The sequence below is a fragment of the Natranaeroarchaeum aerophilus genome, from assembly GCF_023638055.1.
Lineage (GTDB): Archaea > Halobacteriota > Halobacteria > Halobacteriales > Natronoarchaeaceae > Natranaeroarchaeum > Natranaeroarchaeum aerophilum.
Genome location: NZ_JAKRVY010000004.1, coordinates 176,129 through 202,731 on the forward strand (window position 1 = coordinate 176,129; position 26,603 = coordinate 202,731).

Below are 26,603 nucleotides of genomic sequence, written 5' to 3' on the forward strand. Positions count from 1 at the left end.
CCTATATTCTCGGCAGTGTTCGTAAGATTTGACGACCGCCTGAGACCGCTCTCTCGAAACCAGTTCCTCACTGAGCCGTATCGCTGGATTTTACGCGGGTCCCTGCGAAGGACCGAGTATGGCAGACGACGACTACCGCACGGAGGAGGACAGCCTCGGCGAGATGCAGGTGCCGGCGGACGCGTACTGGGGCGCACAGACCCAGCGCGCCGTCGAGAACTTCCCGATCAGCGGCCTGACCTTCGGTCGGCGGTTCGTCCGCGCGCTCGGCGTCGTCAAGAAATCAGCCGCACAGGCAAACCAGGATCTTGACCTCGTCCCCGAACAAAAGGCCGATGCGATCGTCGAAGCCGCCGACGAGGTCATCGCAGGCGAACACGACGATCAGTTCCCCGTCGATGTCTTCCAGACGGGGAGCGGGACCTCATCGAACATGAACGCCAACGAGGTGATCGCGAACCGTGCAACCGAGATCGTCGGCGGCGAGATCGGCAGCCGGGAGATTCACCCGAACGACCACGTCAACTTCGGTCAGTCGAGCAACGACGTGATCCCGACCGCGATGCACGTGGCAGCGCTCGAAGCTGTCGAGAAGGATCTTCTCCCCGCCCTCGAAATTCTCGAAACCGCTCTCGCAGAGAAAGAAGAGGAGTTCGATGGGATCGTCAAGACGGGTCGTACACACCTGCAGGATGCAACACCAGTCCGCCTCGGGCAGGAGTTCGGCGGCTATCGGTCCCAGATCGAGAAGGGGATCACACGCGTCGAGTCGACACGCGAGCATCTCGGTGAGCTTGCACTGGGCGGCACGGCAGTTGGCACCGGCCTCAACACCCACGAGGAGTTCGCCGAGCGTGCGGCCGAATACATCAGCGAGGAGACCGGTCTGGCGTTCCGCGAGGCCGACAACCACTTCGAGGCGCAGGCGGCCCACGACGCGATGAGCGAGGCCCACGGTGCGCTCCGTGTCGTCGCCGGATCGCTGAACAAGATCGCCAACGATCTGCGCTTGCTCGCCTCCGGCCCCCGGAACGGACTCGGCGAACTCGAACAGCCCGAGAACCAGCCCGGCTCCTCGATCATGCCCGGCAAGATCAACCCGGTCGTCGCCGAGTCGGTCAACCAGGTTCACAAGCAGGTCGTCGGTAACGACGCCGCCGTCTCCGCCGGTGCGGCCGAGGGACAGATCGACCTGAACCTCTACAAGCCCGTTCTCGCCTACAACTTCCTGCAGTCCGCGAACATGCTGTCCAACACCAGCGAGGTGTTCGCCGAGTGCTTTGTCGATCCGCTGGAGGCCAATGCCGAGCACTGCGAACGACAGGTCGAGCAGTCGATGGCGCTTGCGACCGCGCTCAACCCGCATATCGGCTACGACAGGGCCTCGACTGCGGCGAAGACGGCGCTCAAAGAGGGGAAGACGGTCCGCGAAGTCGTGATCGAGAACGGCTATCTGTCCGAGGACGAGGCGGACGAGGTCCTTGACCCCGCAAAGATGACTTCGCCCGGAATCCTCGGCGACAACTGACGACAGACCGAACCCGGATACGCATATTTGACATTTCCTGCCCGCGTCTCTCATACTCCCGAGTTGGTTTCTGATTGATTCGGTAATGCTTGTGTTGCCCCGTGACCGAACCGGCGTCTGTCGGTTCTCAGAGGCCACTACGACCGTGTTACCAGTCTTCACAGGCGAGAACAATCCCGTGTAGTTTTGAGGCCTCAATTCGAAGTCGTAGTATGCACACCTGTCGTATCTGTAATCAGACGTTTTCCACGAAGCTCCGGCTGGAGCTTCACCGCGACACCTGCGTAGCGGAGACGCTGCTCTGCCAGCAGTGCGGTGACCAGTTCAGTGAGGCCGCCGCGACGCGAGACGGCTGGCACTATCGGTGCCCGAACGACGACTGTGAGGGGGAGGGGCTGACAGAAGATCTGTATCGGCTGGACGCAACTGGCGTCGAGCAGAATCAGTAGTTCGGCGGCGTTCGGAGATCACAGGGCTCTGCAACGATGCGAACAGTAGTCAGTGCAGCGATTTTCGTTGCTCTTTTCCTGTACTCTTTTCACTTCGAATAGTGTAGTATAATACTTCAAATAGTGAAGCGTATAGATTCAAATACTATAGTGTATTACTTCAATTTTCGAAGCCAGTTTGGGGCCGTCGCTGCGGCCGGAACTGAACGGTTTTTTACCCCTCGCCGACCGAGAGGCCAACAATGACCGAGTACGATTACGAGGAACTCGGCCTCGTTGCCGGGCTGGAGATCCACCAGCAACTCGATACGGCAACGAAGCTGTTCTGTAACTGCCCGACTGAGCTCCGCGAGCCCGAGGAGTCGACGCGCCGGTTCACCCGCTATCTCCATCCGACGAAATCCGAACTCGGCGAGATCGACGACGCCGCGCTCGAAGAGAGTCAGGTCGACCGCGAGTTCGAGTATCTGGCCTACGACACGACCTGTCTCGTCGAGGAGGACGACGAACCGCCACGGGAACTGGACGAGGAGGCGCTCGCGGTCGCCCTCGAAATCGCCCAGCTGCTGGATATGACGCCGGTTGACCAGGCCCACGTCATGCGAAAGATCGTCGTCGACGGCTCGAACACGACCGGCTTCCAGCGGACGACGAAGATCGCCGACGAGGGCGAGATCAGTACGGAGGAGGGTCCGGTCGGCATCGAGGACCTGATGCTCGAAGAGGAGAGCGCCCAGCGCGTCGCGGAAACCGAGGACGGTGTCCGGTTCAGTCTCGATCGGCTGGGGATCCCACTCGTCGAAATCGGCACGAAACCCGATATCTCGACGCCCGAGCAAGCCCGGAACGCTGCCGAGCGTATCGGCATGCTCCTTCGCTCGACCGGCGCAGTAAAGCGCGGGCTGGGGACGATCCGCCAGGACGTCAATATCTCGATCGCCGACGGCGCGCGCGTCGAACTCAAAGGGGTTCAAAGTCTCGACGATATCGACGATATCGTTCGCAACGAGGTGCAACGACAGGCCCGACTCCTGGAGATCCGCGATGAACTCGAAGCGCGCGAGGCCGAAGTCGGCGAGATACAGGACGTCACGGACGTCTTCGCGGATACGGACAGCGGTGTCATCCGCGGCGCGCTGGACGACGACGGGGCAGTCACCGCGGTTCCCCTGTATGGCTTCGACGGACTCGTCGGCGCTGAGCTTCAGCCCGACCGTCGACTCGGGACCGAGCTTTCGGATCACGCGAAACGCCACGGCGCGGGCGGCATCTTCCACACCGACGAGCTACCGGCCTACGGCGTCACCGAGGAGGAAGTCACTGCGCTACGAGAGGCGGTCGGAGCAGACGAAAACGATGCCGTCGCCATCGTCGCCGCGAGCCCGGAGGTCGCCAAAAACGCCATCGAGGCCGCCGCGGAGCGAGCCGAGACCGCCATCGAGGGCGTCCCGGAGGAAACTCGGGACGCGAATCAGGATACCACCTCGAAGTACCTTCGACCCCTGCCCGGCGCGGCGCGAATGTATCCCGAGACGGACGTCCCGCCGGTCGAGCCGGACGTCACGGAGGTCGAGGAACCCGAACTCCTCACCGAGAAGGTCGAACGGTATCAGACGGAGTTCGACCTCGGCGAGGGGCTGGCCGAGCAGGTCGCGTATGGCCGCAAAATGCCGTTGTTCGAGCGCGCCGTCGCGGACGGTGTCGACCCGACGCTCGCGGCCGGGACGCTCGAAAGTACGGTGACAGAACTCCGCCGCGACGACGTGCCGGTGGAGGCACTCGACGACAAGCACTTCCTCGACGTCTTCGCGCTCGTGGAGGGTGGCGACCTCGCCAGGGAGGGCGTACCGGACCTGCTGACTGCGCTTGCCGAGGAGCCGGACGCCGACGCCGCAGCACTCGCGGAGGAGAAAGGACTCGGCAGTGCGGGCGAAGAGGAGGTACGGGAGGCGGTTGTCGAGGTCGTCGAACGCAACGCCGAGCAGGTCAGCGAGGAGGGAATGGCCGCCTTCTCCGGGCTGATGGGCGAATGCATGGGCGCGCTCCGCGGGAAGGCCGACGGTGATCTCGTCAGTGAACTGCTACGCGAAGAGATACAGAAGCGAGCCTGAGTACCGGTAATCACCGCTTACTTCGGCCGTATGGAGTTCATACTAAGGATAGATACAGTTGTAGCGTCACATATGAGTGGGCCACACGAACTGACCCCCGAACAGATCATCGAAGACGAACAGGGCCCGGACGTGCTGACGGCGAGCGATCTTCTCGCCGATCACGTAGAGGCCGGAACACAGGAACCGGAAGCAGCACCCAAGTGCCCCCGCGATGACTGGCTATGGCTGGACAAAGAAAAGCTCGATCGGAAGGAAATCGTCGCCGCTCAGTCGCGATCCTGACTGACCGACTCCGTCTTCCGATTGAGCGATTCCGTTGCCCGACGGACGATGCCGAGTAGCGTCACTGCCTCCCGGTCGGTCGGGTGGGCTCGCCCGATCAGACGCCGGAACATACGGCCGGACTTCGCACGCTTTTCTTCTGGATGGCCGATCCCCGCGAGCAGGTCGTCGAACTGGTCGTAAAGGCGTTCGATTTCGGCCTCGCTGGCACGATCCCGCTCGACATCCGGTAGCTGGGTGTCGGAGATCGCCAGATTCCGGAACTCGTAGAGCGTGATCGTCGCTGCCTGACCCAGGTTGAGCACCGGATACTCCTCGCTGGCCGGGATCGCACAGATCTCGTCGAGGCGTGCGAGTTCCTCGTTCGACAGTCCGTTGTCCTCGCGACCGAAGACGAGGCAGGTCGGCGCATTCACCGTTTCGAGCTCCTCGGCCAGCTCCGCGGGCGTCGAGAACGGATATCGGACGTGTCTGGTCGCGTTCTGGTTCGTCGTGGCGGTCAGCCCGACCGTATGGTACTCGGAGACGAGATCCTCGAACGTGATCTCGGTGGCGTTTGGCAGGACGTCCTCGCGGGCCTGTCCGGCGTAGCCGTAGGCCTCGCCGTCCCGGTCGAGTTCGGGCGGGTCCACGAGCAACAGCTCCGAGAACCCGAAGTTCTTCATCGCACGGGCGATGGTCCCGACGTTGCCGGGTGTCTGTGCGTCAACGACCGCGACGGCGGGAGCCTCACTCATTCGCGCCGGGGTACTCCTGATCCAGGTCCCGCATGTCGGTCTTCTCGGTGACGGCCCACTCCTCTTTGCGCTGGTCGTCGTCGACCGTGGGTGGATCCGGTAGCTCGTCGGGTTCGGTCGCGACGTGTTCGACGCCGTCGTACCCCTCGGGTGCGCGCCCGCCGTCGAGGAACCACTCGTGGAAGGCGTCGTCGAACTCGTCGGTCTCGGCGTACTGGCTCCCCCCGTCCTCGCGGAACCAGTAGACGAGGTCGTTCTCGTGGTCGCCACAGAGCAACACTTCCGAGAGCGGTTCGCCGTAGACGACCTCGCTCGGATTGTACTCTTCCGGATTTTCCTCGCCGTGTTCGAGCCAGCAGGCGTCACACGGCGCGTCGACGATATCCTGTAGCCGAACGAGTCGCTTTTTTGCATCCAGCGGCATCTCTTCGAGCGGCCGGAGCTCCCCCTCGTCGGTGAAGACGGCGTCCTCATCGAAGCGCCACCCGCGAAGACCGATGCTTACCTTGCTCATACTCCGGGGTAGCCACCGCGGGAGTAAAAAGAGCGCGTCTGCGGGTCGATCGGTCCTCGGCCCTGGCGCCGCGGAGAACTACCGGGCAGCCATCAGGTGTACCGGTCCCCCTATAGTGCTTCGCTCCCAGTCATCGTACATGCAAAACGTCGACGCGGCGGGGCTCGGTATCGGCGACGACCATCCTCCACGTATCATGGGCGTGCTGAACGTCAGCGAGGAGTCGCCCTACGACCCGAGCGTCTACGACGACCCGGGCGAAGCAGCGGCCTACGTCGACAAGGAACTCATCGGAGAGGGTGCCGATATCGTCGATGTCGGTCTCGAATCGGCCAACAAGCGCTTCGAGGTCCTGTCGGCCCAGGCAGAACTCGAACGGCTGGATACGGCGATCGAGACGATCGAGAGTGTGAGCGGTGACGCCGTCTTCTCGATCGAGACGCGCTACGCGAGCGTTGCCGAAGCCGCCCTGGATCGAGGCTTCGACATGGTAAACGACATCTGTGGCTTTGCAGACCCGGAGATGCCGGAGATCTGCCGGGAGTACGACGTCGCCGTCGCGAAGATGGCAAGCCCGGCCGATCTGGAGCGCCCCGGAGCGATCGCGGACATCGACTGGGAAACACGTCGCTCGCCCGAGTGGGCGGCCGGGGCCGACTACGTCGATCGCCTGTACGAGGCGCTCAAACAGAACGGGCTGACCGACAAGACGATCGTTGATCCCGCCTTCGGCGGCTGGAGCGAGGCCAAGACGATCGAGGACGATCAGGAGACGTTCCGGCGGCTACGGGAGTTCCGCGGCTTCGGCCAGCCAATGTTGGTCTCGATCAACCGGAAGAACTTCCTGGGTGATGTGGCCGGCCGCGAGACCGAGGAACGCCTCCCAGTGAGCCTCGCCGCGACGTCCATGGCGGTCGAACGTGGTGCACACGTCATTCGCACCCACGATGTTCGCGAAACGGTCGACGCGGCCCTGATCGGCCACGAGTTCGGGCGGACGTCCTCCCGACAGTCGAGCGACGGGGTACGCGTCGACCAACTGGACGCCAGGACGCCGGGCGACATCGGTCGGCATCTCGATCGGATCGGCGCGACCGAGGTCGACCCAGCCGCGCTCACCACGCGAACGATCGAGGTGAGCGGGCTGGGCACGGAGATGATGAACCGTATCGCCACGACAGCGGAGCAGACCGGTGTACAGTTCGTTTCCGGGGCCGAGAGCAGTCTCCTTGTCGGGTCGGATCGTGCGCTGGAATCCCTCGTCGAAACGCTCTCCGAAAAGACAGATTCTCACGCGGCAAACAGCTCTAAAACGAGGATAGAGCGCGTTATGAGGAAACTGCAAGCAATGCTTGAGTAAGAGAAAGCTTATGCCACAGGACCAGAAAGAGTGGATTGGAAGCCGGAAGGGCCCTCGGGTAGGGGTACTTGGAGGCGCCATTCCGGCCCACATCAGCGGCTTGCTGTGGACTCACATCGACCAGCGACCGCGTTGGGTAGCCAGTTCTCGTACGGTATGTCCGTCTGTCAGTGATCCGATCTCGGAGGTGCCAGTATGCAACTAGCCGAGTGGGAGCCGGTATACGAGGCGATCCTCCGGGAGTTCGGATTCGGTCGCTCGGCTGACGAACGGGCACGGGACATCCTCGCGGAGTATGCGACGCCGTTCTCGTTCGATCGGTTCGCCGAACTGTCGGGGGCGACGGTCGCTATCGCGGGCGGTGGCCCCTCGATGGAGCACGAGACGGCGGTCGCCGAAACAGCGGAGGTTGTCGTTGCCGCCTCGGTCGCCGCGGATCTCCTCCTGGAGGTGGGAATCGACATCGACCTGATGGTCACGGATCTCGACAAGAACGTCGAGACGGCAATCGATCTGTCACACGCGGGCGTGCCCGTGGCAGTTCACGCTCACGGCGACAATATCCCCGCGCTCCGCGAATACCTCCCCGAGTTCGAGCAAGGGCAGGTGCTTGCGACGACACAGGCGGCCCCCAGTGAGTCGGTCTACAACTTCGGTGGATTCACCGATGGCGACCGCGCGGCGTTTCTCGCCGACGAGTTCGGTGCCGGAGAGCTACGGTTCCCTGGGTGGGATCTGGATGACGAGGACGTCGCTCCGATGAAACGCCAAAAGCTCGACTGGGCAGAACGACTGCTGTACTGGCTCGAACACCGACGTGGAGAGGAGTTCGACATCCTGGACGGACGGCGTGAGCGGATCGATACGACCGATCTCCCCCTCTAGCGCGGGTTGAGGACGACCTTCCCGGAGGACTGTCGATTCTCGATGTATTCGTGCGCGGCAGCAGCCTCGTCGAGGGGGAACGATTCGCCGACGATGACCTCCAGATCGCCGCTGGTGAGGCCCTCTGTTAGCTCCGGGACGGCTTCGAGGACGCGTCCGGGGTCCGTCGAGCGTGCCCGACCGAGATGATACCCGATCACGGTCTTGTTCTCGAACAGCAGGCGACCGGTATCGACCGTCGCGGTGTCGCCGCTGGCGGCACCGTACGTGACAACTCGCCCGAACGGCGTGAGCGCGTCGAGACTCTCGTGGAAGGTCTCGCCACCTACACCATCGAGTACGAGGTCGACGCCCTCGCCATCGGTGAGCGAATCGATTTCCTCGACGAAGTCGGTCTCGGTGTAGTTGATCGGGTGATCACAGCCAAGTTCGCTCGCGAGATCGAGCTTTTCGGCCGTGCTCGCGGTGCCAAACACTTCTGCACCTGCCTGTGAGGCAAGCTGGACCGCCGCGGTTCCGACGCCGCCCGCGGCAGCCTGGATCAGGACGCGCTCGCCCGCTTCGAGACCGCCCCAGCCGAACAGACAACCGTGTGCGGTGAGGAACTGAACGGGGAAGCCCGCGGCTTCGTCGAAACTCATCCCCCCGGGAATCGGGAAGATTGCCTGTGGATCCGCGAGAGCATACTCCGCGTACGCACCACCAGGAACGGTCGCGACGACTCGATCCCCCTCGTCCAGATTGACACGCTCTCCGGTTGCATCGATCCGACCCGCCGCTTCCATCCCTGGCACGTATGGTGGCTCTGGACCGCCGGGATACTTTCCGCGGCGCTGCATGATATCGGCGAAGTTGATCCCGGCGGCCTCGACCTCGATCCGGACCTGTTCGGGACCGGGCTCCGGTCGATCCTGTTCTGTCACCGTCATCGTCTCCGCGCCGCCGAACGAGTCCACGAGGACTGTTTGCATCATGTCTGGTTTGGGAGGCGATATGTATAAAACATCACCAACGCTGAGAAACTATTTGAGCGTTGCTCGTTTGTTTCTAATAATAGGTGTACTGAATTGTTGATGGCTGTGCTGCTTCATCTGGTGACAAATAGATGTATTAGTATCTGGTAGGTTCCTATCTCATCTCGACAAATATGCGTATAGCTCCCGCGGTACATACGAAAACGGGAACCGGGAAATAAAAGGTGGGGTAGAGCAAAGAACGAAGTGATTATGCATCATCCTGGTCCGCCTCGTTTCGAGGCAGTCGGTTCCGAGATCGATCTCGCACCGAGAGATCCCGATCCTTCCGCAACGTATCGCTGGTCAGTCGTCGACGCACCCCAAGAGAGCAACGCAACGGTCGGGTCCGATCCCGTCGAAACCTTCGTTCCCGACCAGCCCGGCACGTACACGATCGGACTGGACGCCCCCGATGGCGAGCACCGGCTGACGATTCGGGCGTTCCCCGCGAGTTACAGTCAGCCGGCACTGGACCCCGCGGGCTCCGGACCACGATCCGGCTCTGGGTTCCGGTCCGGCTCCGGTCTCCGTCCGACGTCCGGGCTCCAGTCCGGTTCCGGATTCGCCAGTGGAAGCGGCACGTCCCCCGGCGTGGAAGGCACCGGTGACAGACCACGGATTCGTCTCGACGGTCACGTCGACGGCGACTACGTCGTCCTCGCCGCCGAGGCAACACCGCCGGTCGGCAGCAGCCTCACTATCGACGACCTCGATGTCGAGTTCTTCGCCGATAACCGCGATGCGGCAACGGACGACGACATCACGGTCGATGGACACACTGCCCGCGTGCCCGTCGAAGCGATCGGCGAGTACAGCCGCTTTCACGCTGTCGCCGTCGCGCCGAACGCTTACAGCGTTGCCGACGCAGTTGGCGTCGATACTGGCGGCGACGCAGTCACAGTCGACCGCCTCAACGAACCGCCGGAGTGGGGCAAAAACGTCACGCTGTACGAAATCTACGTACGGACGTTCTCCGACGGCGACGAGCCGACGTTCCAGGCGCTCTCGGATCGGCTCGATGAACTCGCCGACTTCGGCGTCGACTGCATCTGGCTGACGCCGGTGCTCCAGAACGACGACTTCGACCACGGCTACAACATCGTCGACTTCTTCTCGATTGCCGACGATCTGGGTAGCCGTGAGGAGTTCGAGTCGTTCATCGAGGACTGTCATGATCACGACATCAAGGTCCTCTTTGACCTCGTGATGAACCACTCTGCCCGCGAACACGAGTTCTTCAAGCGCGCCGAGATCGGCGATCCCGAGTACCGGGACTGGTACGAGTGGGAGGATCCGGACAACGACAAGCCGGGCACGTACTTCGACTGGCCCTACATCGCGAACTTCAACTTCGACAATCTGGAAGTTCGTCGACACCTCCTCGATGCCGTCGACGAGTGGGCACCCCTGGTCGATGGCTTCCGGTGTGACATGGCGTGGGCCGTCCCGACGAGTTTCTGGCAGGAGCTCCGGGACCGCGTGAAATCTCAGGACTCGGAGTTCCTCCTGCTCGACGAGACGATTCCGTATATCGCGGATTTCCACGAACTCTGTTTCGACGTCCACTTCGATACGACGCTGTATCACAACCTCCGGCAGGTCGGCAACGGCGCGATGGACGCCTCCTCGATCACCGATGCCATCGAGAACCGCGCGCGGACCGGCTTCCCGGACCACGCGGCGTTCTTGCTGTACATGGAGAACCACGACGAGAGCCGCTACGCCGAAGAGTGTGGCAAGACCCAGGCCAAAGCCGCCGCTGGCGCGCTCTTTACTCTTCCCGGGATCCCGCTGCTCTACGCCGGACAGGAGATCGGCGAGGAGACCCGCCGCGAGAAGGTCGACTGGCACAAAGCTGACGAGGACCTGCGGAACCACTACCACGCGCTGGTGACCGCCCGTGACGAACTTGCACCGCTTAGCTACGATGCGGCCTACGAGGAAGTCGAGAGTGAGGCCTCCCACGAGGGCGTCGTCGCCTACGCGCGCGAGCAGGACGGGGAACGCGTTGTCGTTGTGCTGAACTTCGGTCCCGACGCCGAAGCCGTCTCTGTGGATGAAGCGGTCGGCTCCGAGGATCTGCTCTCCGGCGAGGACGTCAACGCGGCCGACGCGGACGTGCTCGTCGAGGACGTCGTCGTCGTTCCGGCCGAGTAGGACGAACAGATTTATTAGCCGTTCTCTCCCCGTTCTTTCCGTACTGGGCGATGGAGTCCGCCTGACCCAACCGCTGGCATCCGCTGGCTGATGACTCCTGTCTACACCCATCACAGCTATGTCAGGCACGCACCCTCTCGTCAGAGTCGAAACGATACTACTGATCGCCGTCGGCGGATTTGCCGGGTCGAACCTCCGGTACTTTATCGAGCTAACGATTCCATCGACACTTGGTGCGACCTTTGGCGTTAACGTGCTCGGAAGCTTCGCACTCGCCGTGATCCTCTACGAGGCGTCGGCCATCGGCGCGCTCTCGGACAGGTCGAAGTTCGTGTTCGGGACCGGCTTTCTCTCCTCGTTCACGACGTTCAGCACGTTCGTATTCGACGTGATCTCCGTCGACCCGGTCGTTGGCCTCGCGTACGTTCTCGCCAGTTATGCAAGCGGCTTCGGGGCGGTCCTGCTCGGCCGTGTCTTCGTGAACAGGGCAATCGTGCCGCGGGTGGAGGTGGCGTAGATGGAGGCTGCATACCTGATTGGCACCGGTGGAGCGATCGGTGCAGTCCTCCGCTACGCGGTTAGCGAGGCGCTTCCAGCCGATCGGTTCCCGTGGGCGACGCTGGTCGTAAACGTTGTCGGCAGTTTCGTGCTCGGACTGATCGCGTTCGGCGGCGCGGGTGAGGGCGCGATGCTGTTCGTCGGGGTCGGCGCATGTGGCTCGTTCACAACCTTTTCCTCGTTTTCCTTTGTCGCAGTCGATCTCTGGGAGCAGGGACGACGCTGGACGTCGGTACTACACGTCATCGGGAACCTCGTTTGCAGCCTCGGCGCGATCGGTCTCGCAGCGATGCTCATCCAGCTGTAAGCGGTCTGGGACACGAACACTGTCGGCTGGCTAACCAGTCACCGTGCAGATCGCAAAGTATTATCAACACCTGTTACAACATATGTAGGTAGTAGTCAGTCGGTGGTCAGGGGCTCGGCCGACGTGCGCTAGACCCGTGAACACGAGCATTCGATCGTCCCAGTGCCGCCGACGGAGGACATCATGAGCGAGAATACAACTACCTGTACGGTACACGACACCCGGACGGAACGGCTCTGTGAATGGACCGCGGAGCGGCTGGCGGCACACGATGACCCGTTCGATGCCGCGAAAGCGATCGTCGAGCGCCTCGGCGCACATCTCGACGGGGATCTCGCCGAGTTCGGCTTCTGGACGCCAGAACTACTCGACGAGGAGATTGACCCGGAAGACGTCTACCTGGAGCTGTTCACGCCCATCGAGGACGTCGATCCGGGGGCCGAGGAGACGTCCAGCAGGTTCCGCCACGAGCGCGTCCCGACGCGACGCGAAGGCGAGTACACGTGGACGGCTGTCGAAGGGGCGCAGGCAGGGAATCGGGAGACGCTCGGCGCACTCTACCGGCTCACCTACGAGACCGACGGAGGCTGGGAGACGATTCAGGATCCGCTCGCGTACTCGGTTCCATTCGGCGCGTACGCGCCCGCAGAGCTGTACGATATCGATGCGCTCGACGCCGAGCGGGCGGACCGCGAGTACTTCGAGTCACTGGGGAGCGACGACGAACCGATCGCGACGAGCGAACACGATGGGCTTCCGCGCGTCGATCCGGCGACGAACCTGCTCGAACTGCATCCGGGGACCGCGTCGGAGGAAGGATCGCTCGCCGGACTCACGCGTCGTTACGAGGAGATCGCGCGCAAACAACGTGAAGGGAAGGAACTGACGCCCATGGAGCAGAACTTCGCGGGCTACGACGGGGTGCAGGTGATGCCGATCGCCCCGATCACCGAAGGGGAGTACCAGCCCGACCACTTCGAGATCGAGGGTAAACTGTCGGCGGAAGGCGGCGAGGTCGAGATCACGACGCGCTCGCCGGACATGGTCAACTGGGGCTATGACATCGTGATCTCGGGCTTTTCGGCGATCAACCCTGGCGTGCTCGAAAGCGGCCGCCCCGACGAACTGGTCGATTTCATCGCGACCCTCCACGGGATGCCCGAGCCGATGCGTGTCGTCTTCGATATCGCGCTCGGTCACGCCGACGACGGGGCGATCCCGCTGCTCAATGACTACTTTTTCGAGGGGCCGGGAATGTACGGACAGGAACTCGACTACCGCCATCCCACCGTGCGCGCGATCCTGCTCGAACTGCAGCGTCGCAAGATGGACTGGGGGGCCGACGGGATCCGCGTCGACGGCGCACAGGACTTCACGTACTGGGATCCCGAAACCGAGCAGGAGTACCACGATGACGACTACCTTGCCGCGATGGACGAGGTAACCCACGAGGTCGCCGGCACCGAGTACCGGCCGTGGATGATCTACGAGGACGGCCGCCCGTGGCCCGAGGAGGACTGGGAGCTCGCCTCCACGTATCGCGAGTTGATCGAGGACCACCCACACTCCTTCCAGTGGGGACCAGTTACGTTCGCACACAACACGCCCGCCATCCTCACGTTCTGGGCGAGCAAATGGTGGCGGGTCGAGGAACTCGCCGACATGGGCGATCACTGGATCTCCGGCGTCGCCAACCACGATACGATGCGCCGCGGCGCGCAGGTCGAGGTTGGCGAGGAGTGGGACGCCACCCAGGAGAACCCCTACCTTTCGGACACGCTCCGGGGAACGATCGAGCGGGCCTACGACAACCCCGCGTCGAATATGTTGATGTACTGTTTCCTGCCGGGCGTCCCGATGGACTTTACTCACGCAAACGCTCGCGCGCCGTGGTACTTCGTCCGTGACACGGACGACACCTGGAACGTCAAGGTCGTCGCCAACGGCGCGTACTTCGTCGACTGGTACGTCACGGAGTCGGCGTTCGCGGAGCCCGACCAGTTCACACGACTCAAAGATCTCGGTTTCGAGAGCGTCGACGGACTCCGCGAGTTCGGCCATACCCTCGCCGCGATGGGTGATGCAGTCGACTACGACCTCGACGAACTCGCTCCGCTACTCGATGCGACGAACCCGCCGCTTGGCGACGGTCCCATCTCGCCGGCGGATCTCGAAGCGTACGCACTGGCGTGGATGCGTGACGTTGCGGAGTTCGCGAATCTCAGCCACTACGAGGACGATCAGGACGCCGATCGCACGGCGTTTGACTTGCGCGTCCGCGAGTTCCGCCACGAGCGGCCGTGGCTGCGCGAGACCCTCGGGGAGAGTGAAGTCTTCGACTACCGCCATCCGACGGAGCAGTCGGTCGTCTACTACGGTCGCCGGAGCGCCCCCGACGACAGCGAGGAGCTGTTGTTCGTCGCCAACATGGAAGGACGTCCGGCGACGGTTACGCCGACTGATCTCGTCGACGCTGACGGCGGGGGCTGGGATGTCGCGCTCGCGACGCCCGCGGTCGACGTCACCGGTGCTGAGCACTCCCTGACGCTTGAGGATAGCGAAGCGGTGGTCTTCTTACGGACTCCCTGAGGTCCCGCAGTACAGCAGTTTCGACGCTGAAAAACGGGAACAGTTCTGGAAACAACACGGCCAGTAGTCGGCAATTACTGGCTAGTGTGTCCCATTATCAACGTAATACTTTATGCGGTGATGACGTACGCTCTACGTATGACTGGGACCCGATTCGAGAACGGACGGCGCGTCATCGAGAAGTGGGACGACGTGTTTTCGGTTCTCGACGCCGAACCACGCCGCCGGATCGTCATCTCGCTGCTCGATACGGACGGAGCCGTGTCCCTCCCGGAAAGTGCGATCAATCCGAATGCACCTGCCGACCCCGAACAGTTACGAGTGGAACTCCACCACAAACACCTCCCGATGCTTGCAGAGCATGGATTCATCGAGTGGGAGAGCGATCCGCTCATCGCAGCGCCTGGGCCACGGTTCGAGGAAGTTGCCGCCGTGTTCGAGGCATTGCAGGCACAGGCAGAGTCGATTCCGGACTCGCTGGTGGTCGGCTGCCAGCGGCTCGAAGAGGAACAGGAAGTGGCGTGACAGCGCGCTCAGAGTAACAGCGGGACGCCGAACACGACGAGGAGTCCGACCGCCGTGATCAATCCGCCGAGCAACGCCTGCCGATTACTGTACGCGCTCTGGGGGGCTGTGGTTCGCTCCTCCACCGCGACCTCCGTATCGCGTTCTTCGTCGCTGCTGCCGGCGTCAGATGTCGGTTCCGGCTCCTCGAACGCCGCGTCCTCGGAATCCTCTCCGTAGGGAACGTCTGTTTTGCTCGGGTTTTTGTCGACTGCGAGTTCGCCCTCTTCGTCGGCGTCAGTCATACGCCAGTGTTCCCGACGGGCTAACTTAAGCAGTTCTGTCCGTCGCCGTGATACCGGTTCGTCAACCGCCTCGGGTTCTGGGACAGGATATTTACAACACCCACAATGGTTCCCCAGCGTTTTTTGTCGGCGTGCCACGCAGTTGCAGGTGATGACGACATCCAGCCAACCGGGGGACCGCGAGTGGTGGAAGGAGGCGGTCGTCTACCAGATTTACCCGCAGAGCTTCAACGACTCGGACGGCGACGGGATCGGTGATATTCCCGGTATCGTCGAGAAGGTCGACTATCTCGACGACCTTGGAGTCGACGTGGTCTGGTTGAATCCAGTCTACGAGTCGCCGATGGCCGACAACGGCTACGACATCGCGGATTACCGGTCGATCCATCCGGAGTACGGCACGATAGACGACTGGGAGCGCCTGCTGGAGGAACTCCACGACCGGGATATCCGACTCATCATGGACTTGGTGGTGAACCACACCTCCGATGAACACGAGTGGTTCCAGCGGTCCCGTCAGGGCGATCCCGAATACGACGACTACTACTACTGGCGCGAGGGCGACCCCGAGGAACCGCCGAACAACTGGGAGTCCTTCTTTGGCGGGCCGGCCTGGAGCTGGGACGACGAACGCGAGGCATGGTATCTCCATCTATTCGACGAGAAACAGCCCGATCTCAACTGGCGCAACCCGGACGTTCGTGACGACATCTTCGATATGATGACGTGGTGGCTGGACAAGGGGATCGACGGCTTCCGAATGGACGTCATCAACCTCATCTCCAAGACCGAGGGCCTGCCCGACGGCGAGACCGGGACGCCGGCGACCGGCACGGAACACTTCGTCGACGGCCCTCGTCTGGGGGAGTACTTGACCGAGATGGACGAGCGGGTCCTCTCGAACTACGACGTGTTGACCGTCGGCGAGATGGCTGGCGGGATGACCGCGGAAGACGCGGAGCCGTACGTCGGCCGGGACGGTCCGCTCTCGATGATTATCCACTTCGAGCACGTCCACGCCGATGTCGGCGAAGACGGCAAGTGGGACATCATCGATCTCGATCTCGATGAGCTCAGATCGAGCCTGCACGACTGGCAGACCGCCATGGTCGAGGACGGCTGGAACTGTCTCTACCTCGACAACCACGACCAGCCCCGTGCCGTCTCACGCTTTGGCGACGACGGGCAGTTCCGCGAGGAGTCCGCGAAGATGCTCGCTACGTTCCTGTTTACCCTGCAGGGGACGCCCTTCGTCTTTCAGGGCCAGGAGATCGGGATGACCAACACCACCTTCGGGGACCCCGAGAAGATCCGGGACGTGGAATCGGAGAACTTCCTCGAGGCGGCGCTGGAGCGCGGTGAGAGTTTCGAGGACGTTCGTCCCCTGCTCGAAGCCCGCAGCCGGGACAACGCCCGGACGCCGATGCAGTGGGACGACTCCGAGTACGCCGGGTTTACCGACGGTGAGCCCTGGATCCACGTCAACGACAACTACACCGAGATCAACGTGGAAGCTGCTCGCGCCGAGGATGACTCGATCTGGCACTACTACCACGACTTGATCGAACTGCGCGAGGAACGCGACGTCTTCGTCTACGGCGACTACGAGTTGCTCGCGCCCGACCACGACGAGGTGTACGCCTACCGTCGGACGCTCGGCGAGGAGGAACTGGTCGTCGTCTGTAACTTCTTCGACGGTGAGCCAACTGTCGAGTTCCCGGTCGGGCAGGGAGACCTGCTCCTCGGAAACTACCCCGACAGTACGGACGGACAGGACGGTAGCCTGGAGCTTCGACCGTACGAGGCTAGAATCTACGAACGCTGAGCCGCTGATTTACCGCTACCGGCGGTGAGAAAGTAAAGATCGGTCGAAGATACCGTGAAGAAATCTATCACCGTCTTTTTGCCTGTCCACCGCCCAGCATCGAACAATGACAACGACAGACCAGCCACTCGACCGAGAGTGGTGGAAGGAGGCGGTAGTGTATCAGATCTACCCGCGCAGTTTCAACGATTCGGACGGCGACGGAATCGGTGATATTCCCGGCATCGTCGAGAAGGTCGACTACCTCGACGCGCTGGGCGTCGATGTCGTCTGGCTGAACCCGGTCTACGAGTCGCCGATGGCCGACAACGGCTACGACATCGCCGATTATCAGTCGATCCACCCCGAGTTCGGGACGATGGACGACTGGGAAACTCTGCTAGAGGAGCTCAACAACCGGGATATCCGCCTGATCATGGATCTCGTGGTCAACCACACCTCCGACGAGCACGAGTGGTTCCAGCGGTCGCGTCAGGGCGATCCCGAATACGAGGACTACTACTACTGGCGTGAGGGCGACCCCGAGGAGCCACCGAACAACTGGGAATCCTTCTTCGGTGGTCCGGCCTGGAGCTGGGACGACGAACGCGAGGCGTGGTATCTCCACCTGTTCGACGAGAAACAGCCCGACCTCAACTGGCGCAACCCGGATGTACGCGAGGAGATCCACGACATGATGAACTGGTGGCTCGATCACGGGATCGACGGCTTCCGAATGGACGTCATCAACCTCATCTCCAAGACCGAAGGCCTCCCGGATGGTGAACACGGCGGCGGCGAGCACTTCATCGGTGGCCCACAGGTGCTGGAGTACATCGGCGAGATGGTCGACGAAACCGTCGCCGACCACGACGTGATGACTGTCGGCGAGATGGTGGGTGTCGACGCCGAACGCGCCCGTGAATACGTTGCCGAGGGGGGCTGTGGTCTCTCCATGTTGATCCACTTCGAGCATATGGGAGTCGACACGGGCCACGACAAGTGGGACCTGCAGGAACTCGACCTGCTCGAACTCAAGCGGATCATCGGGGAATGGCAACATACCCTCGCCGACGACGGGTGGAACTGCATCTATCTCGGAAACCACGACCAGCCCCGTGGCGTCTCCCGGTTCGGTGACGACGGGGAGTACCGCGAGGAGTCCGCGAAGATGCTCGCCACGTTCCAGTTCACCCTGCAGGGGACGCCCTTCGTCTTCCAGGGCGAGGAAATCGGTATGACAAACACCACGTTCGAGGATCCCGAGAAGATCCGGGACGTCGAAGCGCAGAACTTCGCCGAGATGTCCCTTGCCGACTGGGCCGACGACTACGCCGAGGACGTCCAGCCGATCCTCGAGGACATGAGCCGTGACAACGCCCGGACACCGATGCAGTGGGACGATACGGAGCACGCCGGCTTCACCGACGGCGAGCCCTGGATCCACGTCAACGAGAACTACGACGAGGTCAACGTCGCCGCTGCACGAGCCGACGAGGACTCGATCTGGCACTACTACCGCGAACTGATGGACCTGCGGGAAGAAAACGACATCTTCGTCTACGGTGATTACGAGACCATTGACCGCGAGCATCCGGAAGTGTACGCATACCGCCGCACCCTTGCTGACGACGAACTGATCGTCGTCTGTAACTTCTTCGAGCGCGAGCCACAGATCGAGATGGCGGATTTAGACGCCGATGCTGAACTCGTCGTGAGTAACTACGACGTGGACGGAATCCCCGAGGACAGGGTGCTCGATCTGCGCCCCTACGAAGCGCGTGTGTACAGGCAGTAGACGACGTCGCTACCGATCTGGCCGCGGAGCAGCTTCGTATTTTTCCATCTTTTCGGGTCTGTCCGAGATCGATTCGTAGATCCGCTGGAGCGTCTCCTCGGCGGCGAGCAGATTGTGCTCTTCGAGAAACGCCCGCCCCTCCTCGGTCAGCCCGTAGAACTTCCAGGGGTACCCCTGTTGACGCTTGTCGTCGGGCAGTGCAACCTCTTCGAGGATCCCGGCGTCGATCAGCTTCTGGACGTGCTTGTAGACGGTCGCCTCGCTAACGCTGGGGTTGAGCTGTTCGAGTTCGTACATCGAGGGCAACCCCTCTGGATGTTGCAGGACGTTGCCGAGGATGGCAAACCGGGTCTCCTGCGTGAGAAAGTGTAGTAGCTCCCGGTTCCCCGCGCCGTCGGCAGGGCTCAGATCGGTGCTCATACGACACGTTACGGTGCCCGAGCACAAGTAGTTTACTCTGGGGTAAATCACCCGGGAGTAAACCATAATGTGGCCGGACACAACGCATATCCCGCCCCGGTGAGACCCCCCGGTATGTCCAACGAGACGTCGCCCGATTCGGACGACTCCCCCGCCCCCGAAGACGTCCTCGCCAGCGCGAACGAGCGCCTCGACGCCGAGGAGATCACGCTCGCGGACAACGAGGAGATCCTCCACGCGATGAGCGAACTCGCCCCCGTCTACGAGACGGACCGGTCGTACTTCGTCCTTGGCAACTACGATCGGGAACCGATCCGGCGGCTCAACCTCGTCGTCGACCGGCTCAACCGCCGGGCGGACGCCTACGCCTTCCGGATGGTCGACGTTCGCGGCGAGTGGGACAACAGCATCCAGAAGTTCTGTCTGATCGCCGACCTCGTGACGTATCTCGTCGGCGTCGCCGAAAAGGAGCCGAGCGACTTCCTCGTCGAGCAGGGGCTGCTCGTCGGGAGCGAGGAGTACTTCGAAAAGAGCCACGTGCTGAAACGCGAATACGAGGAGGAGCGACCCTTCGGCTGGATGCAGGATGGCGTCTTCGAGCTGTTCGACGATGAGGGGCGGCTCTACCGGTGGCGCACGGAGGACGATCTCGTCGAGGCGGCCGAAGCGTTGCCATGATCGGCGGGTCGTGTTCGATCGAACGCCCCCTTTGAGTGAGCATAAAAAATATGCCTCGTGACAGCAACGTCACGGCATGAACCGCCGAGCCTTCCTCGCTGGGGCAGGAATCACGCTATCCGCTGCTAGTTCGGGATGTCTCAGCAGCGTCCCCGGAATCGGACCGGATATAACTTTTGAACGGGTTGACGCCCAGATAGACGTTGATTCTCCGCCGGAGCTGACAGTTGAGAATGAGAGAGTCATCGTACAGGGGACAGTCGTATACGGTGCGACTGATTGTTCGGAGCTTGAACTGGCTCATGCCGACTACGAAGGTTCACAGGAGCGCCTGGATCTACTCGTTGCAGGTGTCGACGATCGACGCTGGCCCGGTGGAAGCTGTACCGATGCCGCAATGGTTCAGGGATATCGTATCGAAGCGACACGTAGCGGTGGGTTTCGATACGTTTCCGCGACAGAACATCACGGTCAGGGGGAAACCTATTCGGCGTCTTTCGAGCAGTGACCACAATCCCTTCTCGCACATTCAGCTTGATCACACGGACTGTGCATCATCGGCGCTCCTGCCACTCCCCTTCCAGCAGTCCGTACCAGTGAACGTCCTGATACACCCCGTCAATGAACTCGGCATCACGATGGACGCCCTCCTCGACGAAGCCGACCGATTCGAGCAGGGCCTGCGAGGCGTCATTGAACTCGAAAACTCGCGCCTCGATCCGGTGGAGGCCGAGTTGCTGGAACCCGTATTCGATGATCCGAATGGCGGCGTCACTTCCGTAGCCCATTCGGTGGTGCTCTGGGTCGACCCAGTAACCCAATTCAGCCCTGTCGTTGCCGGTATCGATTCCGTTCAGTCCGACCGTGCCGACTGCGTCCTCGTCGGTGATCATGAGCGTGACGTTGTCTTCGGTACAGACGACATCCTCGTAGAACGATTGTTCCTGGGCCGCGTTGACTGGGCGATCACGTCCGATCGCTCGCCAGGCCTGTGGATCGTTGATCTGCTCCTGGAGGTACTCCAGATCCTCCTCCTCGATCGTTCGCAGGGTGACGTGCTTACCCTCCAGAAATACGGGGCCAGGCATAGAGATCGTACAGCAGAGACTCATAAAAAGTTGACTCCACGTCGGCCGAATCCCCGGAGCCGAAACGACGAAAGCGCTGCTCGCGTTACGTGAGGACAGACATGGATGGTGATCGTCGGGTGTTCGGCTACACGCGCCGAACTGTTGCGCTCGATCTGTTCGTCGTCGCGGCGGTCATCCCCGGCCTCCTGATCGCCCTCCACCTGCTTCTCCCCGAGTCCGCACGGACCGCTCTCGTACTCCAGCATGGCGACCCGGACCCGCTGGAGTTTCTCACTGCCGCGTACGTCCACTCGAACGTCCCACACCTGCGAAACAACGTCACCGGGTACCTCGCTGCGATCGTGATGGCCTACCTGCTCTGCCTCGAAGCGGGCCGACGCCGGTGGTTCTTCGTGACGTTCGGGGCCGTGCTGGTACTCATCCCCGTTTTCGTCAACCTCGTGAGTTACGTGACGTTTGCGGGTGCGTTCCCGGCCGCACCAAGCACGCGGGGCTTTTCGGCGGTCGTCGCTGCGACCGGTGGGTTCGTCTACGTGTCCCTCCTCGTTCTGTTGCGGACCGCCTACTCGACGGAGACGGCCACGTTCGCCGGTACAGTGGTCTTTCTCGTGTTGCTCGTGACCTTTTATCTCCTTCACGTGAGCGTCATCGAACCGCTCTTACTGGCCGGTGCCAGCGCAAGCGCGCTGCTTTGTCTGGCCGCCCTCGCGGTGAGCGCGAGGGGTCGACTCCCTCGCACTCGGGCTGGCTGGCTCCATCTTGGAACCGAGTCGGTACCGGTCGTGCTCGTCACTGCCTTGCTCGTCGCGTTCGTGGTCGGTCTCTTTCCCCAGCGCGTCGTCGTCGACGGCATGGTCATCAACGTCTACGCTCACTGGCTGGGGCTTGTCGGCGGCGTCGCTGCGGCCGTGTTGCTCGAACCGATTGTCGCCGACTGAGGGACATGCCGCGTTGACCTGGTGTTTGCGTGGAACGGTCCCTTTGTATACCCAGCCACACAACGGTCGGGTATATGGGCCTCACCAAGCGGATCATCCCCTGTATCGACGTGGATCTGGACGAGGAGGGCAACCCCGCAGTGTACACCGGCGTTCACTTCGAGGATCTGAAATACACCGGCGACCCGGTCGAGATGGCAAAGCGGTACAACGAGGCCGGTGCCGACGAGTTCGTCTTTCTCGATATCACCGCCTCGGCCGAGGGGCGCGAAACGATGCTCGGGGTCGTCGAGGACGTCGCCGACGAGGTCTTCATCCCCCTCACCGTGGGCGGCGGCATCCGGACGCGCGAGGATATCAAGGAGACGCTGCGCGCCGGCGCGGACAAGGTCTCGGTCACCACCGGCGCGCTCGAACGACCCGAACTGATCAACGAGGGCGCGGCCGCCTTCGGCAGCCAGTGTATCGTGATCAGTGTCGATGCTCAGCGACGGTACGACGAGGCGGGCGAACATTACGTCGAAATCGATGGCGAGTCCTGCTGGTTCGAGTGCACGAAGAAGGGCGGCCGCGAGAGCACTGGTATCGACGTCGTCGAGTGGGCTCAGGAGGCCGAACGCCGCGGCGCTGGTGAACTCTTTGTCAACTCCATTGACGCTGACGGGACGAAAGACGGCTACGACATCCCCCTGACGAAAGCGGTCTGTGACACAGTCAGCACGCCAGTGATCGCCTCATCGGGCTGTGGTGGTCCCGAGGACGCCTACGAGGTGTTCACCGAGGCGGACGCCGATGCCGCACTTGCAGCCTCGATCTTCCATTTCGACGAGTATTCGATTCGGGAGGTAAAGGAGTACCTCGACGAGCGGGACGTTCCGGTGCGGTTGTAGGGAGTAGTACTCCGAGCGACCGTGGGAGGAGGAGCTTTTTGGCCCAGATGTTTGGAGGAGGTCCGACACGCTGGGAACTCTGGTCGGCCAGCCCTGAACGGATGGGTGAGACCAACACTACAGAAGTTGAAGTGTATTACTTCGAAAAGTGAAGCACTGTCAAAACGCGCATTGGCCATCACACTGGCGATACCGTCACTGCCCACAGGGCAAGGAGGGCGGCCCCAGCCGCCGTAGCGGCCACCCACATATCCTCCGGAACCGACTCGACTGGCTCCCCCAGCACGAGCGTGTACGCCGAATACAGTATCATCCCGAGGCCCCCAAGCGACATCAGCACGGATCCGGGGCCGACGATTTCGCCGGTTAGATTGACGCCGCCGACGAACGCGAAGACCATCCCGGCAAGACTCAGCGACCCGTAGAAGACGAACGGTTTGAGCACGTAACAGGCTACGGAGTGGGTGACTAAAGAGGTCCCGAAGTTCGTCGTGAGACGATCGCTTTCACTACCCTTATGTATTGGATCTCCCAAGATTTGGTGATGGTGTATCGGTGTGCGCGCTGTGGTAAGCCCCATCCACGCGACGATCCGCCCTGTACTGACTGTGGTCACAACTCGTTCGATGAGTACGACGATACGACGTCAGGAACGGTCGATACGGGCGGGAACCTGGTCTGGCAGTGTCAGGACTGTGGCCGCGAGCACGTCAAACACTCTCCGCCGTGTAGTCGGTGTGGAAGTCAGGACCTGCGGAAAGTTGAGCCGGACTACACCGAACTGGACCGTACGCTCGAACAGCGGACGGAGTGGGGTGCGATCGCCCGGCCCTACCTCCCATTGATCGGCGTCATCGCCGCGGCCGGACTCGTGTTGATCATCCTGATCGTACTGTGAGTCACGGCCTGTCGTCGGCTGTAACCGGCCGAACAGGTGTTTTGAAAAAATCGTAGTTACCCGTCCGATCAGGCCGCTGTATCGAACGCCTCGCGGAAGGCACTTGCCTTCTCACGAACTCGTCCTGCACCAGCTTCCAGTGCGTCGAGCGGTTCCGTCGTGTCGTCCGTCTTGATTGCGAGGATCGGTTCGGTCTGTCCACCTGACTGCTCGGGGTTCATGTCGTACGTAGCCGTAGTGACGCCTTCGGTCTCCAGTAGCGCACCCTTCAGGACGTTCATGAACGTGTGGTCCTCCCCGCCAATCTCGATCGAGAGTTCCTCCTCGGTGTTCTCGATGACCCGTAGTTCCATATCGACCGATTTGCTCGTTGCGCGTTTGTAGCTTTCGATAGCGAGCCTTTCGCCGTGCGTAGCACCCTCTTGCATCCGAATCAATCGAGAGGACCCCTGCCAGACGATTTAGTATATCTATATGGGATTTATCCGGCTCGTTCTCGACACGCTCGGCGATGTCGAACTGTCAATCCAAAAGCGGGAACTCGGTGAGGGAGTCCGGAGTCACAGCTGCAGAGTCGAACATACGGATTGTGGCTGACGGGGAGTGAGACGAGGATTTATTCTCGTCCAGTCGTCAGAGACGGTATGAACGTCCACTGGCACCGGCGCGATCTCAGGGCGGCGGACAACCACGGACTTGCAGCGGCCGCCGATCCCGGGCCAGTCCTCCCGGTATTCGTCTTCGATAAAGACGTCCTGCAGCACGGGTCATCCGTTCGGGTCGCCTACATGCTCGACGCACTGTCATCGCTGGCGGAGTGGTACCGCGAGCATGGGAGCAACCTACTCGTCACCCGTGGTGATCCCCGGGAGGTCTTGCCTGCACTTGCCGAGGCGATCAATGCCGAGCATGTCCTCTGGAACAAGGATTACTCCGGGCTAGCGCGGGAGCGCGACGCCGAGGTTCGGCAGGCGCTCGCCGAACAGGATGTCCGGCGCGGGAGCTATCACGACGCGATCTGTCACGAGCCCGGGTCGATCACGACCAACGACGGCGACCCGTACTCGGTGTTCACGTACTTCGGCCGGAAGTGGCAGGATCGAGAGAAAGAGGGTCCCTACGACGCACCGGACGCCGACGAACTTGTCGACCCGACAGCCCTTTCGATCCCCGATCGCTGGTCTACCACCTTGCCATCGCTCGACGATCTGGGCTTCGACGAGCCAGACGCCACGCTCCAGCCTGCGAGTACGGAGGCAGCCCGTGAACGTCTCGAATCTTTCTGCGCCGAGGATATCTACCGGTACGACGACAGGCGGGACTACCCTGCAGACGGCTGTACGTCCCGGCTCTCGGCGGACCTGAAGTGGGGAACGATCGGCATTCGCGAAGTCCACGCCGCAACTGTCGAGGCCGCCAAAAGCGCTGACACGGACGCCGAACGTGAGTCAGTCGAGGAGTTCCAGTCCCAGCTGGCCTGGCGCGAGTTCTACACGCACGTTCTCTTTTTCAGCCCCGAGGTAGTTACGGAGAACTACAGGGAGTACGAGAACCCGATCGAGTGGCGCGAAGAGCCGGACCACCTGTCGGCATGGAAGGCCGGTGAAACCGGCTACCCCATCGTCGACGCCGGGATGCGCCAGTTGCTGGACGAGGGCTACATCCACAACCGCATACGGATGATCGTGGCCTCGTTTCTGACCAAGGACCTCATGCTTGACTGGCGTGAGGGCTACGACTGGTTCCGTGAGCAACTCGCCGACCACGACACGGCAAACGACAACGGTGGCTGGCAGTGGGCCGCCTCCACGGGAACCGACTCACAGCCGTACTTCCGGATATTCAACCCGATGACCCAGGGCGAACGCTACGATCCCGACGCGGAGTATATCAAACGCTACGTTCCCGAACTCGCGGATATCGAACCGGAACAGATCCACTCCTGGCACGAACTCTCCGTAACCCAGCGACAGCGCCTCGCCCCCGACTATCCCGCACCCATCGTCGATCACAGCGAGCGTCGTGAAGCGGCGATCGAGATGTTCGAAGCGGCACGCGGAGAGTGATATCAGGCACCGGGATGACCTGCCCACCGTGTGGTGTGTGAACGACTGTCTTCTAAACGTTTAACAGTCATCGAACCGATATAGGAGATGGAGGAGATACATATGCCAGAACAATCCGATCCCGAACTGCCGCCGCTCCCGTATGACTACGATGCGCTTGAACCGCACATCTCCGAGCAGGTGCTGACGTGGCACCACGACACCCACCATCAGGGCTACGTGAACGGCCTCGCCAGCGCCGAGGAGACCCTCGCCGAGAACCGCGAGAGCGGGGACTTCGGTAGCTCCGCAGGCGCGCTCGGCAACGTCACCCACAACGGCTGTGGACACTATCTCCACACGCTGTTCTGGGAGAACATGGATCCCAACGGTGGCGGCGAACCCGAGGGCGACCTGCTCGACCGTATCGAGGAGGACTTTGGCTCCTACGAGGGCTGGAAAGGCGAGTTCGAGGCAGCTGCGAGCGCCGCAGGTGGCTGGGCACTGCTCGTGTACGACCCCGTTGCCAAGCAGCTACGCAACGTCGCGGTCGACAAGCACGATCAGGGCGCGCTCTGGGGCGCACACCCGATCCTCGCAATCGACGTCTGGGAGCACTCCTACTACTACGACTACGGCCCGGCACGGGGTGACTTCATCAGCGCGTTCTTCGAGGTTGTCGACTGGGACAAGGCGAGCGAAGAGTACGCGAAGTGCCTCGACCACTTCGAGTAGT

At 62.0% G+C, this 26,603-nt stretch carries 27 protein-coding genes and 1 riboswitch; of the genes, 19 read left to right on the plus strand and 8 right to left on the minus strand.

Features of this window, described 5'->3' with window-relative positions; translation table 11 throughout:
* Nucleotides 1-118: 118 nt before the first annotated feature.
* From AArcSt11_RS09435 to AArcSt11_RS09450, 4 genes are all read left to right on the plus strand, one after another.
* Nucleotides 119-1,528, plus strand: coding sequence for a class II fumarate hydratase (locus AArcSt11_RS09435; protein ID WP_250596571.1), 1,410 nt, complete (start codon nt 119-121; stop codon nt 1,526-1,528).
* A gap of 212 nt (nt 1,529-1,740) precedes the next feature.
* The gene (locus tag AArcSt11_RS09440; RefSeq protein WP_250596572.1) at nt 1,741-1,977 is read left to right on the plus strand and encodes an HVO_2901 family zinc finger protein; all 237 of its coding nucleotides are present in this window, start codon (nt 1,741-1,743) and stop codon (nt 1,975-1,977) included.
* Between the two features lie 242 nt (nt 1,978-2,219).
* The gene (gene gatE, locus AArcSt11_RS09445) at nt 2,220-4,088 is read left to right on the plus strand and encodes a Glu-tRNA(Gln) amidotransferase subunit GatE (protein WP_250596573.1); all 1,869 of its coding nucleotides are present in this window, start codon (nt 2,220-2,222) and stop codon (nt 4,086-4,088) included.
* A 72-nt stretch (nt 4,089-4,160) separates the two neighbouring features.
* Nucleotides 4,161-4,373 carry a hypothetical protein gene (locus AArcSt11_RS09450; protein ID WP_250596574.1) on the plus strand — a complete coding sequence of 71 codons (213 nt, stop codon included), beginning with the start codon at nt 4,161-4,163 and terminating at the stop codon, nt 4,371-4,373.
* On the opposite strand, the gene AArcSt11_RS09455 is transcribed toward AArcSt11_RS09450, so the two are convergent.
* The gene (locus AArcSt11_RS09455; RefSeq protein WP_250596576.1) at nt 4,358-5,110 is read right to left on the minus strand and encodes an RNA methyltransferase; all 753 of its coding nucleotides are present in this window, start codon (nt 5,108-5,110) and stop codon (nt 4,358-4,360) included. The two genes, AArcSt11_RS09450 and AArcSt11_RS09455, sit on opposite strands and share 16 nt — an antisense overlap.
* Nucleotides 5,103-5,624, minus strand: a complete 522-nt coding sequence (locus AArcSt11_RS09460) for a DUF8114 family protein (RefSeq protein ID WP_250596578.1) — start codon at nt 5,622-5,624, stop codon at nt 5,103-5,105. The genes AArcSt11_RS09455 and AArcSt11_RS09460 overlap by 8 nt, the downstream gene beginning before the upstream one ends.
* A 139-nt stretch (nt 5,625-5,763) precedes the next feature.
* Here AArcSt11_RS09460 and folP point away from each other — a divergent pair, with 139 nt between their 5' ends.
* Nucleotides 5,764-6,984, plus strand: coding sequence for a dihydropteroate synthase (gene folP / locus AArcSt11_RS09465; protein WP_250596580.1), 1,221 nt, complete (start codon nt 5,764-5,766; stop codon nt 6,982-6,984).
* Nucleotides 6,985-7,179: 195 nt separating this feature from the next.
* Nucleotides 7,180-7,869: a 6-hydroxymethylpterin diphosphokinase MptE-like protein gene (locus AArcSt11_RS09470; RefSeq protein WP_250596582.1), complete on the plus strand. Its 690-nt coding sequence runs from the start codon at nt 7,180-7,182 to the stop codon at nt 7,867-7,869.
* Here AArcSt11_RS09470 and AArcSt11_RS09475 read toward each other — a convergent pair.
* Complete coding sequence (locus AArcSt11_RS09475; protein WP_250596726.1) at nt 7,866-8,840, minus strand: quinone oxidoreductase family protein; 975 nt, start codon at nt 8,838-8,840, stop codon at nt 7,866-7,868. The two genes, AArcSt11_RS09470 and AArcSt11_RS09475, sit on opposite strands and share 4 nt — an antisense overlap.
* 255 nt (nt 8,841-9,095) lie before the next feature.
* On the opposite strand from AArcSt11_RS09475, the gene malA reads away from it, so the two are divergent.
* The 5 genes from malA (at nt 9,096) to AArcSt11_RS09500 (ending at nt 15,021) form a co-directional block, all read left to right on the plus strand.
* On the plus strand, nt 9,096-11,042 hold the full coding sequence (gene malA, locus AArcSt11_RS09480; RefSeq protein ID WP_250596583.1) for an alpha-amylase MalA: 1,947 nt from the start codon (nt 9,096-9,098) through the stop codon (nt 11,040-11,042).
* Nucleotides 11,043-11,079: 37 nt separating this feature from the next.
* Nucleotides 11,080-11,149, plus strand: a riboswitch (Fluoride riboswitch).
* A gap of 11 nt (nt 11,150-11,160) precedes the next feature.
* Nucleotides 11,161-11,559: a fluoride efflux transporter FluC gene (locus tag AArcSt11_RS09485; RefSeq protein WP_250596584.1), complete on the plus strand. Its 399-nt coding sequence runs from the start codon at nt 11,161-11,163 to the stop codon at nt 11,557-11,559.
* Entirely contained in the window at nt 11,560-11,907 is a 348-nt protein-coding gene (locus tag AArcSt11_RS09490) for a fluoride efflux transporter FluC (protein WP_250596585.1), read from the plus strand.
* Between the two features lie 183 nt (nt 11,908-12,090).
* Nucleotides 12,091-14,496: a glucosylglycerol hydrolase gene (gene gghA, locus AArcSt11_RS09495; protein WP_250596586.1), complete on the plus strand. Its 2,406-nt coding sequence runs from the start codon at nt 12,091-12,093 to the stop codon at nt 14,494-14,496.
* Nucleotides 14,497-14,634: 138 nt separating this feature from the next.
* Complete coding sequence (locus AArcSt11_RS09500; RefSeq protein ID WP_250596587.1) at nt 14,635-15,021, plus strand: DUF7344 domain-containing protein; 387 nt, start codon at nt 14,635-14,637, stop codon at nt 15,019-15,021.
* Nucleotides 15,022-15,029: 8 nt separating this feature from the next.
* Here AArcSt11_RS09500 and AArcSt11_RS09505 read toward each other — a convergent pair whose 3' ends face one another.
* A complete protein-coding gene (locus AArcSt11_RS09505; protein ID WP_250596589.1) occupies nt 15,030-15,305 on the minus strand; it encodes a DUF7550 family protein in 276 nt (91 codons plus the stop codon).
* A 151-nt stretch (nt 15,306-15,456) separates the two neighbouring features.
* Here AArcSt11_RS09505 and AArcSt11_RS09510 point away from each other — a divergent pair, with 151 nt between their 5' ends.
* The gene (locus tag AArcSt11_RS09510) at nt 15,457-17,130 is read left to right on the plus strand and encodes a glycoside hydrolase family 13 protein (protein WP_250596591.1); all 1,674 of its coding nucleotides are present in this window, start codon (nt 15,457-15,459) and stop codon (nt 17,128-17,130) included.
* Nucleotides 17,131-17,236: 106 nt separating this feature from the next.
* Nucleotides 17,237-18,907 carry a glycoside hydrolase family 13 protein gene (locus AArcSt11_RS09515; protein ID WP_250596593.1) on the plus strand — a complete coding sequence of 557 codons (1,671 nt, stop codon included), beginning with the start codon at nt 17,237-17,239 and terminating at the stop codon, nt 18,905-18,907.
* Nucleotides 18,908-18,916: 9 nt separating this feature from the next.
* On the opposite strand, the gene AArcSt11_RS09520 is transcribed toward AArcSt11_RS09515, so the two are convergent.
* Nucleotides 18,917-19,327 (minus strand): helix-turn-helix domain-containing protein, encoded by a 411-nt coding sequence (locus tag AArcSt11_RS09520; RefSeq protein ID WP_250596595.1) that lies wholly within the window; start codon nt 19,325-19,327, stop codon nt 18,917-18,919.
* A gap of 114 nt (nt 19,328-19,441) precedes the next feature.
* Here AArcSt11_RS09520 and AArcSt11_RS09525 point away from each other — a divergent pair, with 114 nt between their 5' ends.
* Nucleotides 19,442-20,005, plus strand: coding sequence for a DUF8170 family protein (locus AArcSt11_RS09525; RefSeq protein WP_250596598.1), 564 nt, complete (start codon nt 19,442-19,444; stop codon nt 20,003-20,005).
* 554 nt (nt 20,006-20,559) lie between these two features.
* On the opposite strand, the gene AArcSt11_RS09530 is transcribed toward AArcSt11_RS09525, so the two are convergent.
* Entirely contained in the window at nt 20,560-21,093 is a 534-nt protein-coding gene (locus AArcSt11_RS09530; RefSeq protein WP_250596600.1) for a GNAT family N-acetyltransferase, read from the minus strand.
* Between the two features lie 101 nt (nt 21,094-21,194).
* On the opposite strand from AArcSt11_RS09530, the gene AArcSt11_RS09535 reads away from it, so the two are divergent.
* Entirely contained in the window at nt 21,195-22,034 is an 840-nt protein-coding gene (locus AArcSt11_RS09535; protein ID WP_250596601.1) for a hypothetical protein, read from the plus strand.
* A 74-nt stretch (nt 22,035-22,108) separates the two neighbouring features.
* Nucleotides 22,109-22,924 (plus strand): imidazole glycerol phosphate synthase subunit HisF, encoded by an 816-nt coding sequence (gene hisF / locus AArcSt11_RS09540; RefSeq protein WP_250596602.1) that lies wholly within the window; start codon nt 22,109-22,111, stop codon nt 22,922-22,924.
* A gap of 178 nt (nt 22,925-23,102) precedes the next feature.
* On the opposite strand, the gene AArcSt11_RS09545 is transcribed toward hisF, so the two are convergent.
* Nucleotides 23,103-23,369: a hypothetical protein gene (locus tag AArcSt11_RS09545; RefSeq protein ID WP_250596603.1), complete on the minus strand. Its 267-nt coding sequence runs from the start codon at nt 23,367-23,369 to the stop codon at nt 23,103-23,105.
* Nucleotides 23,370-23,468: 99 nt separating this feature from the next.
* Between AArcSt11_RS09545 and AArcSt11_RS09550 the strand changes: the two genes are divergently transcribed.
* Nucleotides 23,469-23,822 (plus strand): CXXC motif containing zinc binding protein, encoded by a 354-nt coding sequence (locus AArcSt11_RS09550; protein ID WP_250596604.1) that lies wholly within the window; start codon nt 23,469-23,471, stop codon nt 23,820-23,822.
* A 68-nt stretch (nt 23,823-23,890) separates the two neighbouring features.
* Here the strand turns inward: AArcSt11_RS09550 and AArcSt11_RS09555 are convergent, their stop codons facing one another.
* A complete protein-coding gene (locus tag AArcSt11_RS09555; protein ID WP_238479756.1) occupies nt 23,891-24,175 on the minus strand; it encodes a DNA-directed RNA polymerase subunit L in 285 nt (94 codons plus the stop codon).
* 291 nt (nt 24,176-24,466) lie between these two features.
* On the opposite strand from AArcSt11_RS09555, the gene AArcSt11_RS09560 reads away from it, so the two are divergent.
* Both AArcSt11_RS09560 and sod read left to right on the plus strand, forming a co-directional pair.
* On the plus strand, nt 24,467-25,888 hold the full coding sequence (locus AArcSt11_RS09560) for a cryptochrome/photolyase family protein (protein WP_250596605.1): 1,422 nt from the start codon (nt 24,467-24,469) through the stop codon (nt 25,886-25,888).
* A 102-nt stretch (nt 25,889-25,990) separates the two neighbouring features.
* Nucleotides 25,991-26,602 carry a superoxide dismutase [Mn] gene (sod, locus tag AArcSt11_RS09565; protein WP_250596606.1) on the plus strand — a complete coding sequence of 204 codons (612 nt, stop codon included), beginning with the start codon at nt 25,991-25,993 and terminating at the stop codon, nt 26,600-26,602.
* The last annotated feature ends 1 nt before the right edge of the window (nt 26,603 follow it).

Bases quoted from the DNA above. Each gene is read 5' to 3' on its own strand.
- AArcSt11_RS09435 (WP_250596571.1), top strand. From the start codon at position 119: ATGGCAGACGACGACTACCGCACGGAGGAGGACAGCCTCGGCGAGATG.
- AArcSt11_RS09440 (WP_250596572.1), top strand. From the start codon at position 1,741: ATGCACACCTGTCGTATCTGTAATCAGACGTTTTCCACGAAGCTCCGG.
- gatE (WP_250596573.1), top strand. From the start codon at position 2,220: ATGACCGAGTACGATTACGAGGAACTCGGCCTCGTTGCCGGGCTGGAG.
- AArcSt11_RS09450 (WP_250596574.1), top strand. From the start codon at position 4,161: ATGAGTGGGCCACACGAACTGACCCCCGAACAGATCATCGAAGACGAA.
- AArcSt11_RS09455 (WP_250596576.1), bottom strand. From the start codon at position 5,110: ATGAGTGAGGCTCCCGCCGTCGCGGTCGTTGACGCACAGACACCCGGC.
- AArcSt11_RS09460 (WP_250596578.1), bottom strand. From the start codon at position 5,624: ATGAGCAAGGTAAGCATCGGTCTTCGCGGGTGGCGCTTCGATGAGGAC.
- folP (WP_250596580.1), top strand. From the start codon at position 5,764: ATGCAAAACGTCGACGCGGCGGGGCTCGGTATCGGCGACGACCATCCT.
- AArcSt11_RS09470 (WP_250596582.1), top strand. From the start codon at position 7,180: ATGCAACTAGCCGAGTGGGAGCCGGTATACGAGGCGATCCTCCGGGAG.
- AArcSt11_RS09475 (WP_250596726.1), bottom strand. From the start codon at position 8,840: ATGCAAACAGTCCTCGTGGACTCGTTCGGCGGCGCGGAGACGATGACG.
- malA (WP_250596583.1), top strand. From the start codon at position 9,096: ATGCATCATCCTGGTCCGCCTCGTTTCGAGGCAGTCGGTTCCGAGATC.
- AArcSt11_RS09485 (WP_250596584.1), top strand. From the start codon at position 11,161: ATGTCAGGCACGCACCCTCTCGTCAGAGTCGAAACGATACTACTGATC.
- AArcSt11_RS09490 (WP_250596585.1), top strand. From the start codon at position 11,560: ATGGAGGCTGCATACCTGATTGGCACCGGTGGAGCGATCGGTGCAGTC.
- gghA (WP_250596586.1), top strand. From the start codon at position 12,091: ATGAGCGAGAATACAACTACCTGTACGGTACACGACACCCGGACGGAA.
- AArcSt11_RS09500 (WP_250596587.1), top strand. From the start codon at position 14,635: ATGACTGGGACCCGATTCGAGAACGGACGGCGCGTCATCGAGAAGTGG.
- AArcSt11_RS09505 (WP_250596589.1), bottom strand. From the start codon at position 15,305: ATGACTGACGCCGACGAAGAGGGCGAACTCGCAGTCGACAAAAACCCG.
- AArcSt11_RS09510 (WP_250596591.1), top strand. From the start codon at position 15,457: ATGACGACATCCAGCCAACCGGGGGACCGCGAGTGGTGGAAGGAGGCG.
- AArcSt11_RS09515 (WP_250596593.1), top strand. From the start codon at position 17,237: ATGACAACGACAGACCAGCCACTCGACCGAGAGTGGTGGAAGGAGGCG.
- AArcSt11_RS09520 (WP_250596595.1), bottom strand. From the start codon at position 19,327: ATGAGCACCGATCTGAGCCCTGCCGACGGCGCGGGGAACCGGGAGCTA.
- AArcSt11_RS09525 (WP_250596598.1), top strand. From the start codon at position 19,442: ATGTCCAACGAGACGTCGCCCGATTCGGACGACTCCCCCGCCCCCGAA.
- AArcSt11_RS09530 (WP_250596600.1), bottom strand. From the start codon at position 21,093: ATGCCTGGCCCCGTATTTCTGGAGGGTAAGCACGTCACCCTGCGAACG.
- AArcSt11_RS09535 (WP_250596601.1), top strand. From the start codon at position 21,195: ATGGATGGTGATCGTCGGGTGTTCGGCTACACGCGCCGAACTGTTGCG.
- hisF (WP_250596602.1), top strand. From the start codon at position 22,109: ATGGGCCTCACCAAGCGGATCATCCCCTGTATCGACGTGGATCTGGAC.
- AArcSt11_RS09550 (WP_250596604.1), top strand. From the start codon at position 23,469: ATGGTGTATCGGTGTGCGCGCTGTGGTAAGCCCCATCCACGCGACGAT.
- AArcSt11_RS09555 (WP_238479756.1), bottom strand. From the start codon at position 24,175: ATGGAACTACGGGTCATCGAGAACACCGAGGAGGAACTCTCGATCGAG.
- AArcSt11_RS09560 (WP_250596605.1), top strand. From the start codon at position 24,467: ATGAACGTCCACTGGCACCGGCGCGATCTCAGGGCGGCGGACAACCAC.
- sod (WP_250596606.1), top strand. From the start codon at position 25,991: ATGCCAGAACAATCCGATCCCGAACTGCCGCCGCTCCCGTATGACTAC.